Annotated in this window: 7 protein-coding genes; 4 read left to right on the top strand and 3 right to left on the bottom strand. The window is 49.0% G+C overall.

The annotated features are described in order from the left end of the window. Nucleotides 1-3 precede the first annotated feature (3 nt). From H6F51_11625 to H6F51_11615, 3 genes are read left to right on the top strand one after another with little or no spacing between them, the layout of a single operon-like run. Entirely contained in the window at nucleotides 4-2,034 is a 2,031-nt protein-coding gene (locus H6F51_11625; GenBank protein ID MBD1823126.1) for a response regulator, read from the top strand. Between the two features lie 15 nt (nucleotides 2,035-2,049). After that, nucleotides 2,050-2,493: a response regulator gene (locus tag H6F51_11620; GenBank protein ID MBD1823125.1), complete on the top strand. Its 444-nt coding sequence runs from the start codon at nucleotides 2,050-2,052 to the stop codon at nucleotides 2,491-2,493. A 2-nt stretch (nucleotides 2,494-2,495) separates the two neighbouring features. Beyond that, on the top strand, nucleotides 2,496-4,391 hold the full coding sequence (locus H6F51_11615; GenBank protein ID MBD1823124.1) for a response regulator: 1,896 nt from the start codon (nucleotides 2,496-2,498) through the stop codon (nucleotides 4,389-4,391). Between the two features lie 116 nt (nucleotides 4,392-4,507). Here H6F51_11615 and hpnH read toward each other — a convergent pair whose 3' ends face one another. Together hpnH and H6F51_11605 are read right to left on the bottom strand one after the other, a co-directional pair. After that, entirely contained in the window at nucleotides 4,508-5,521 is a 1,014-nt protein-coding gene (hpnH, locus tag H6F51_11610) for an adenosyl-hopene transferase HpnH (GenBank protein MBD1823123.1), read from the bottom strand. 2 nt (nucleotides 5,522-5,523) lie between these two features. Further along, nucleotides 5,524-6,516 carry an NAD-dependent epimerase/dehydratase family protein gene (locus H6F51_11605; protein MBD1823122.1) on the bottom strand — a complete coding sequence of 331 codons (993 nt, stop codon included), beginning with the start codon at nucleotides 6,514-6,516 and terminating at the stop codon, nucleotides 5,524-5,526. Nucleotides 6,517-6,649: 133 nt separating this feature from the next. On the opposite strand from H6F51_11605, the gene H6F51_11600 reads away from it, so the two are divergent. Continuing rightward, nucleotides 6,650-7,141: a hypothetical protein gene (locus H6F51_11600; protein ID MBD1823121.1), complete on the top strand. Its 492-nt coding sequence runs from the start codon at nucleotides 6,650-6,652 to the stop codon at nucleotides 7,139-7,141. Nucleotides 7,142-7,161: 20 nt separating this feature from the next. Here the strand turns inward: H6F51_11600 and H6F51_11595 are convergent, their stop codons facing one another. Next, nucleotides 7,162-9,633, bottom strand: coding sequence for a CHASE2 domain-containing protein (locus tag H6F51_11595; GenBank protein MBD1823120.1), 2,472 nt, complete (start codon nucleotides 9,631-9,633; stop codon nucleotides 7,162-7,164). Between the last annotated feature and the right edge of the window lie 239 nt (nucleotides 9,634-9,872).

Here is a 9,872-nt window from a genome sequence, read left to right as displayed (position 1 = left end):
TAAATGATTGATCAGCGAGGCAGTATGTCTGAGCCAGGCGTAATTTTAGTGGTCGATGATACTTTGACCAATTTGGAAGTTTTGTTTGAGTCTTTGAACAATGCAAATCTCCGGATTTTAGTTGCAGAAGATGGAGAAAGCGCAATCTCTATTGCAAACTATGCGCGACCCGATCTGATTTTGCTAGATATTCTCATGCCTGAGATGGATGGCTTTGAAACCTGCCGCCAGCTAAAAGCAAATCATACAACCGCAGAAATTCCAGTCATCTTTATGTCAGCCCTGACTGAAACGATCGATAAAGTGAAGGGCTTCAGCTTGGGGGCTGTCGATTACATTACAAAACCCTTTCAGCAAGAAGAAGTTCTTGCCCGGGTGCAAACACACCTCCGGCTTCAGCAACTGGCACGGCAACTCAGGGAGCGAATGGCACAGGAACAAGCCGCTAGAGCCGAAGCTGAAGCCCAACGCAACCGCGCCAACAATATTCTCGAAAGCATTACCGATAGCTTTTTTGCGTTGGATCAAAACTGGCACTTCACGTATGTCAATAGTCAAGCAGAATTGACGTTGCAAAGAAAACGAGAAGACTTAATCGGCAAGAACATCTGGGACGAATTTCCTGAAGCTGTGGGGGCCGAGTTTTATCAGCAATACCATCGGGTTCGGACTGAGCAAGTTGCGGTTAAGTTTGAAGCCTTCTATGCTCCTTTGAACGCCTGGATGGCGGTTCATGCTTATCCAGCCAAAGATGGAATTTCAGTGTATTTTCAAGACATCAGCGATCGCCATCGCAAACAACAAGAACTCGATCGCCTGTATCAACGATCGCAGCTGTTTGCGGATGTCACGCTAAAGGTGCGCCAATCGCTCAATGTCGATGAGGTGATGCAAACGGCAGTCGCTGAGGTGCAGGAACTTTTGCAAACCGATCGCGTTTTAATCTATCGCTTGTGGGCAGATGGAACGGGCAGCGGAGTGGCTGAAGCTGTTTTACCCGGTTGGACACCCGTACTGGGACGAAAGTTTCCTGAAGAAGTGTTTCCACTCACCCACCGGGAGCGATATCGCCAGGGCAGAATTGCCAAAATCTCGGACGTGAAGAATCAGCAGGAGAAGGTGGCAGGATGCCTGATCGAATTTGTGCAACAGTTCCAGGTTCGAGCCAAGTTAGTTGTGCCCATTTTGATTAAGTCAGAACTCTGGGGATTGCTGATTGCTCATCACTGTCGATCGCCGCGAACCTGGACAGAGTTTGAAACTGAATTGCTTCAGCAACTTGCCGATCAAGTCGGAATTGCGTTGAATCAAGCACAGCTTCTAGAGCAAGAAACCCGCAACTCGCAGGAACTAGCGCGATCGAACGCAGATTTGCAGCAATTCGCTTACATTGCCTCTCACGACTTACAAGAACCGCTAAGAATGATCACCAGCTATCTGCAATTGTTGGAGCGGCGCTATAAAGACCAATTAGACGAAAGCGCTAACGACTTTATTAGCTATGCGGTTGATGGTGCAGCCCGGATGAAGACGCTGATTAATGATTTGCTCGCGTATTCACGAGTGCAAACTCGGGGTAAGCCGTTTGAGCTAGTGGACTGCAACGAAAGTGTCGAGCAAGCGATCGCCAATCTAAAACTTGCGATCGAAGACAATCGAGCAACCCTGACTTGCGATCCTCTGCCTGAAGTGAGGGCGGATCGAACTCAGATGATTCAGCTCTTTCAGAATTTGATCAGCAATGCGTTGAAGTTTCATTGTGCTGAGGCTCCGATGATTCGGATTTCGGCCGAGCCGCGATCGGAAGAATGGCTGTTTCGGGTTCAGGACAATGGCATCGGCATTGAAGCGCAGTACGCCGAGCGAATTTTTGTGATTTTCCAGCGATTGCACAACCGCACTGAATATCCAGGGACAGGCATCGGACTTGCAGTTTGTAAAAAAATTATTGAGCGGCATGGTGGAACAATATGGGTAGAGTCTCAGACTGGAAAAGGTTCAACGTTCTGTTTTACTATTGCATCCCACCCTTGAACGGAGTCACCCGCCTTGAACAGCTCTCTTGATCGACAAGTCGAGATTTTGCTCATTGAAGACAACCCTGGCGATGTCAGGCTCACCGAAGAAGTTTTGAAAGAAGGAAAAATCTTCAGCCGTTTAAGCGTGGTTGAAGATGGGGTGCAAGCGATCGACTTTTTGCACCACCAAGGAAGATTCGCCCGTGTGCCTCGCCCGGATTTGATTTTGCTGGATTTAAATTTGCCGCGCAAATCCGGGCGAGAAGTGCTAGAAGAAATAAAGCTCAGTTCTGACTTTAGACGGATTCCAGTTGTTGTCTTGACCACTTCTCAAGCCGAGGAAGATATTCTCCGCGCTTATGACTTTCACGCCAATTGTTACATTACAAAACCAATCGACCTCGAACAATTTATAAAAGTGGTTCGATCGATAGAGGCATTCTGGCTAACCACTGTGAAACTTCCACCAGAATAAAAATGATAGATATCCCTTTGATTAAAGTGTTGCTGATCGAAGACAATCCTGGCGATGCTCGGTTATTGCAGGAGCTGTTGGTTGAGGTGCGCTCAGCCCGATTTGAGTTGATTCAGGTTGAGCGATTAAGCCAGGGCTTACAACAGCTTCAGGCACAGAGCTTTGATGTCATTTTGCTCGATCTGTCTTTACCGGATGCCCAAGGACTAGAGACGTTTATTCAATTGCATCAGCGCGATCGCAACACTCCGATTGTAGTGATCACGGGGTTGAATGATGAGACTCTGGCGAACCATGCGGTGCAAAGTGGCGCACAGGATTATCTAGTAAAAGATCAAGTCACGGGCGATGTGCTGGTGCGATCGATTCGATATGCGATCGAGCGTAAACGCGCCGAACAAAAGATTCGAGAGCAAGCAGCACTGCTGGATATTGCCACCGATGCGATTTTAGTTCAGGATTTAGACGGACGGATCTTATTCTGGAATAAGGGTGCAGAGCGGCTCTACGGCTGGTGTGCGGCGGAAATTGTCGGTCGAACTCATGAATCGCTTTCTCCCAACTCCGAGTTTGCCCCTAGAGCGGCTCAGAGCATCCTCTTTGAGCAGGGAGAATGGTCAGGCGAGCTGCAACGTACCACTAAGAGCGGCAAAACTGTCACCGTCGAGAGCCGTTGGTCGCTGGTGCGCGGCGATGATGATCAGCCAAAATCAATCTTAGTCGTGAGTACCGATGTCACCGAGAAGAAGAAGCTAGAGGCGCAGTTTTTGCGAGTTCAGCGCATGGAAAGCATTGGAACTTTAGCGAGCGGTCTAGCGCATGACCTCAACAACATTCTCACACCGATTCTAGCAACCGCACAATTGTTACAGTTTAAGTTTCCGCATCTGGACGAACGGAATCAGCGATTGTTAAAGATGTTGGAGACGAACGCGAAGCGTGGAGCTGCTTTAGTGAAGCAGGTTCTATTGTTTGCCCGCGGAGTTGAGGGCGAACAAGCCGTACTGCAATTAGAACCTTTGATTCTTGAAACACAGCAGATTGCCCAGGAAACCTTTCCAAAGTCGATCACGATCGAAACCAAAATCGCCGGGAGCTTATGGTCGATCGGGGGTAACGCAACCCAGCTTCATCAGGTGCTTATGAACCTCTGTGTGAATGCCCGTGATGCGATGCCAGACGGCGGAACACTAACCATTTCGGCTGAAAATCAATTAGTTGATCAAGCGTATGCCCAAGCAAATCTGGATGCGCGAGTGGGTTCGTTTGTAAAACTCACGGTTGCCGACACCGGAACAGGCATTCCTCCGGAGGTCGTCGATCGCATCTTTGAGCCGTTTTTTACGACAAAAGAGATTGGTAAAGGAACAGGTCTTGGTCTTTCGACGGTGCTAGGAATTATCCAAGGTCACGGTGGGTTTGTGAGCGTCAACAGTAAGGTAGGGCAGGGAACGCAGTTCGATCTATTTTTGCCCGCAGTAATGGCAATGAATGTTCAGGAACCCCAAGCCGCAGAAATTTTGTCCGGACATGAAGAGTTGGTGCTGATTGTGGATGATGAAGCGGCAATTCGAGAAAGCAGCAAGGCTTTGTTAGAGGCGTATCATTATCAAGTGTTAACCGCAGCTAACGGTAGCGAAGCGATCGCTCTCTATCATCAGCATCAAAAGGATATCCAGGTCGTGCTGGTGGATATGATGATGCCGGTGATGGATGGTGCAACCACAATCGATCGACTGTATGAAATTAACTCACAGGTTAAAGTGATTGCAATCAGTGGCATTGTTTCGCGATCGCAAACGGCGGCAACGAAAGAGGCGGATCGATTCTTGCAAAAGCCTTATACGGCTGAAGAGCTTCTAAGTACGATGCGCCAAGTGTGTGGGGCGATCGCTTAACTGAATCTATCTGATGTTTCAATCACGAGCAGATCAGCTTTAAAGACGCGAACACCGTAGGTGCAGCGAAGCTTCTAATCGCGTCTTCAAAGCTGATTATCGTAGAACGAAGTTCACTATCCGCCCAACACCGAAGTCACTGCCCGTCCAATATTTTGAGGCTGCATCGCATCCATCGCCGCAGTCGGCTCATATCCACAATGCACCATGCAATCCGCACACTTTGGATTTCCACTCTTACGCCCGTATTGGCTCCAATCGGTGTGATCCAGTAGCTCTTGGAAAGTCTTGTAATGTCCTTCGTTCAACAAATAACAAGGCTTTTGCCAGCCCAAAACGCTATAGCTCGGACTGCCCCAAGGCGTACACTCATAGTCTTTCTCACCAATGAGAAAATCAAGAAACAATGGATTATGGCTAAAGTTCCACTTCTTACCCAACTTCAGCGGTGCCAGAATCTGGCGGAACAATGCTTTCGTTTGTTCGCGCTTGAGGAAATGATCCTGATCCGGTGCCCATTCGTAAGAATATCCCGGAGAAAGTTGCATTCCATCCACACCAAGCTCAGTCAGAAAATCGAAGAATTCGTGCATTTCTTTGGGATTAGCACCGTCGAAAATCGTCGTGTTGGTGTTAACTTGGAAACCTCTCGCCTTTGCTGCTTTAATGGCTTTCACAGCAGTATCGAACACCCCTTTACGATCGACACACTGATCATGCAACTCGCGCATTCCGTCTAAATGCACCATAAACGTGAAATAAGGCGAAGGCTTGAACTTATCGAGGCTTTTCTCTAGCAACAGTCCATTGGTGCAGAGATAGATAAATTTCTTGCGATCGACCAATCCCTGAACAATTTCTGCAATCTGCGGGTGCAGCAATGGTTCACCGCCTGGAATCGACACCACTGGAGCACCACACTCTTCAGCGGCTGCAAAACATTGTTCAGGAGTTAAATTTTGCTTCAGCACTTCGACGGGATGCTGGATTTTACCGCAGCCCGTACACGCGAGATTGCAGCGAAAAAGCGGTTCAAGCATTAACACCAATGGAAAGCGCTTGCGACCCATTAGGCGCTGCTTGACTAAATAAGAACCCACTCCGACGACTTGCTGTAGGGGAACTCCCATCGCTATCTCCTCACTGTGTCCTGATGGATGTATTGAAACCAGTGTACGGCATCTTTTAAAGCGGCGCGAATTGGCGTTTGGGGCAGTCCCAATTCCCGGATGGCTTTTTCTGGGTTGTAATACATCGGTTGCTTGGACATTCTCACGCCGTCGATCGGGATGGATGGCGCTTTGCCAAATTTTGTCAACACCGCTTCATCAATCCACGCAACGGTCAGCGGCAACCATAGGGGCACTGATCGCGCTGGAGCGCTTAACCCTGTGATTTGACTGAGTTCCTCTAACATTTGCTTCAGGCTGAGATTCTGATTGCCTAAAATATAACGATCGCCTGTTTTGCCTTTTTGGAGTGCGAGCAAATGTCCCCAAGCGACATCGCGCACATGCACAAGGTTCAAGCCTGTTTCAACATAAGAAGGCATTCGACGCTGTAAAAACCGCAGCACAATATCCCCGGTTGGCGTAGGCTTGATGTCATACGCACCGATCGGCGTACTGGGATTAACAATCACCACATCTTGACCGGACTGTACTGCTTTGATCGCTTCTTGTTCTGCCCAGTATTTGGATTGTTTGTAGTGACCAATTAGCTTTTCCACCGGAGATTGATATTGTTCGGTTGTCGGCTGGCCGCTGGGATCAACACCGATCGCTGCCACTGAACTGGTATAGACCGATCGCTCAATGCCTGCTGTTCTCGCTGCCGCTAACACATTCCGCGTTCCGAGAACATTGCTTTGGTAAAGGCTCGCTCGATCGCGTTGCCACAAGGAGTAGTGCGCGGCAACATGAAACAGCACCTGACAGCCCCGCATCAATTCGCTCAGATTCTCATCCAGGAGATCACCCTGCACAATCTCAACTTCTAAGCCTTTAAGATTGTCCAATCGGCTATTAGGGCGTACCAGCGATCGCACTTCAAACCCTTCTTCGAGCATCAGCCGAACGAGGTTTGCTCCGACAAAGCCTGTACTGCCTGTGACGAATGCTTTCATACGTTAAATAAAACCGTTGGTTGATTTGATACCAGAATCCTAAATCTATAATTCGGCTAAAGCTTGCTTGTGGAGTGAGGAAAATTGTTCGGTTTTGCTCTGCAACCGTCCTTTCAACATTGGAAGCTCTATCATGCACTCTCTACACTTTGGTTTTGATTGGGTTCGATCGACCGTTCTCGCTTCAACTTTAATTGCCGTCAGCAGTTTACCCAGTTTTGCAATTCCTCAGTCGTCTCTCACATCCTCGCAGGTTGGCAACTCTACTGCAACTCAGGTGATTGCTCCTTATCAAGCGCCGCCTCAATTGCTTGTGATTCAAAGACCGCCGCAATATACTTCGTCTTTTACTCAGGGAGCTGGCGTGACGATCGCTCAAACTGCCGCGCATGGCTTACCGCGATCGCTGGAAATTGGCTACGCTTTGACTGCACAATTGCCGCGAAGAATCGGGGGCGGTGGTACTGATTCCTTACCTCAGTTGGTGTTCGTTCCTCAGGGTGTTCAGAATGCGGGTGGCGAGATTCTTGCTCCGGTACGATCGTCGATCCAGACGTATCAGGTTCAGACGGATCAAGGGTTTCTGGAGCAGACGACTCAAAATGTGATTAACTTCTCGCTCTAGAAGGCTGAAGTCCGATCCTTCTACTTATGCTCTGGGGGTGGCTCTGTTGGCGGTAGTTCCTCTTCTCCAAAGGTCTGAGGCCAAGGGCGCGTTGTTGTGATATCATCCTCAACCTCAATCTCTATGGCGGCAAAAAATTCCGGCGGCAGCGACAAGGTTGTTAGATTGGTTAACTGACTCAAATCTTCAAGCACCGCTTCTGCCGATTGATAGCGGTGCCGAAAATCACGATGGACTAACTTAGTGAGAATGGCAGCCAGCGAACCGCTGACGATCGCCCGATCGCGCCAAATAATCTCACCGGTCTCTGGATCTTCTTTGAGGTGGCTCGGCGGTAATCCTGTCAGCGCTTGAATTCCAATCATTCCCACTGCATAGAGATCGCTATTAAAGCGTGGATTTCCTGCACATTGTTCCGGCGGCATATAACCCTGCGTTCCAATGCCGATCGTCGCAGTGGCGATCGCGCTTTCGGTGAGTTGATGATGCAGTTCTTTCACCGCACCGAAATCAATTAAAACTAATTGCTGATCGCTCGATCGCACAATCAGATTGCTTGGCTTGATGTCGCGGTGAATCACCTTGTGATCATGCACAAACTTGAGGATCTCGATCAGATCTCGCAGCAGTGCGACGAGCCGCGCTTCCGGTAAATGTCGTCCGATCGTCAGATCCTCGCTCAAGAGCGTTCCCTCAATAAACTCTTGAATCAGATAAAACTCTCCGTCCTCTTCAAAATTTGCCAGCAGTTGAGGAATCTGATCATGCTTTCCTAAACGTTCTAGGCTGTCAGCTTCGGATTTGAACAAGCGACGGGCTAAGGGTAAATGCCTCGGATTGTTGCTTGTCGGTCGCAGATGTTTCACAACACAAGCCGGATTCCCGGGGCGCTGGGTATCCTCGGCTAGATAAGTTTGACCAAAACCGCCTGAACCAATGATTCGCGTAATTCTGTAGCGTCCACTCAGTTTTTTACCGATAATTTCCTGCTCGTGTTCTTGGAGCAAGCCTTTATACTCATCATGATCGCGAATAATCTCCTGCACCATCGGTGTTCTTGCAAACTGCTTTAGCCGCTTGCGAAGTTGGCGCTTGTTGCGATAGTCATGCGCGAGTCCTGTTCCCAAGTATGAAACACCCGTCAACAGAATAGCTCCGACTGGAACCGCGATCGGTAGAATCATCAATCCCTGCGTAAACGCCGCATATCCCACCCCTGCCCAAAAGAACGCGATCGCACCTGCCCACCCCAATCTTGCTGTAGGGTGTTTGGCTTGGGTTTGAATCAATCCAGCAATCAGAACCAATCCGGCGATCGCCGCTCCTGCAATGACTGAATTCGGCAACGCATCGCGAATCGATTTATTTTCGAGCAGCGTGGCGATCGCGTTGGCGTGAATTTCAACGGCGGGCATCCTGCCCACAGGCGTATTTTCCTCACCACTAACATTAGAAGCCGTCGAACCGATTAAAACAATCTTGTCTTTAAAGATCTCGCCTCGTCTAAGAAAATCGCTGTTCCAATTCTCCTCAGACAACACAGTCCAAAACGGAATTGTTGTTCTACTAAAGGTTCCATCTCCCCCGTAAAAAAAGATCGTGTTGCCCTTTGGGGGCGCAGGTTGAAGCTTTGCCGATCGCAAGGTCGCGTCTGCAAATGAAATAATCCTTTCCTCATCAAACAAAGCTGCTATCTCAGGCGACGATCGCTCATACTTGACCGCTTCACTGCCCAACCGATGAATCTTCTCGTTTGGCTCTGTACGATATTCAATAAATCCGTAGGAAGCGTTCGGCGTTCGGAACGGGCAGAACGGCAACGCCAGCCGCATTTGCTCACCCTGACGGTTATCAAGCCGATCGCTGTTTACCGATAACGTAACCCGCCCATCGTAGCGCTGTAAAACTTGCTGTAAAGCGCGATCGTCCTCGGCAATTTGCTGCTTGGGATCGCTGCAATCGGTAGAAGTTTCAGTCTGACTAAAACTCGGTAAATCCAGCAGTAAATTGACACCGACTGTTTTCGCTCCTGCCTTCATCACGCGATCGATCGCCCGTGCATACGCACTCCGACGCAACAACCGACTCGATCCCGACAATTGCAGCAGTGTCTCATCGTCGATCGCCAAAATCACAATATTATCCGGAGTGGCCACCGCTCCCCGAACTTTAAACATCGCGCTTTGGGTCTGACGCTCCCAAGACTGGGCAAATTTCGGCTGAGTTGCGGTGATTAATCCCGCGACGATCGCACAGCCCAGCATTAGCCCGTGCCCCCATTGCCCCCATTGCCCAAATTGAGGGTCGCGCTTGTTGCCAGCAGTTTCCGTCACCGCAATGGCGCGATCGCGTTTGTACTCGTCATACGCCTCGATCGGCATCGTCTCAGTGGTCGGATTCTCAGGTTGTTTAACAGTCGTTTGCCGAAATAGTCCAGAACGTAGTGTCAGCGATAAGGCTCGAAGAAGAGAAGGAGTTACTTTTTTTGACATGACTGAGAGATCCGGGCGTGTTTGATTAATCAAGCGCCTTCAGCACGATTCAGGACGATTTTGTCATTACGATCGTTTTATCGCAATCCTCTAATCCCGCAATCTTACAAGTCACGCAGGTCGGCTATAAAAAAGAGTCAGTACAACTATAAATTCTCTAAAAAATCCGCCTAATAGCTGAGGAACTGTTCTAACTGCTCTAATTAACTAATGTTAAGCACTATTTCTTACTACGATAT

It is taken from the genome of Cyanobacteria bacterium FACHB-DQ100 (assembly GCA_014695195.1).
Classification (GTDB): domain Bacteria; phylum Cyanobacteriota; class Cyanobacteriia; order Leptolyngbyales; family Leptolyngbyaceae; genus Leptolyngbya.
The sequence above is the reverse complement of the archived record's forward strand: the minus strand, read 5'-3'. Positions and strand labels throughout refer to the sequence as shown.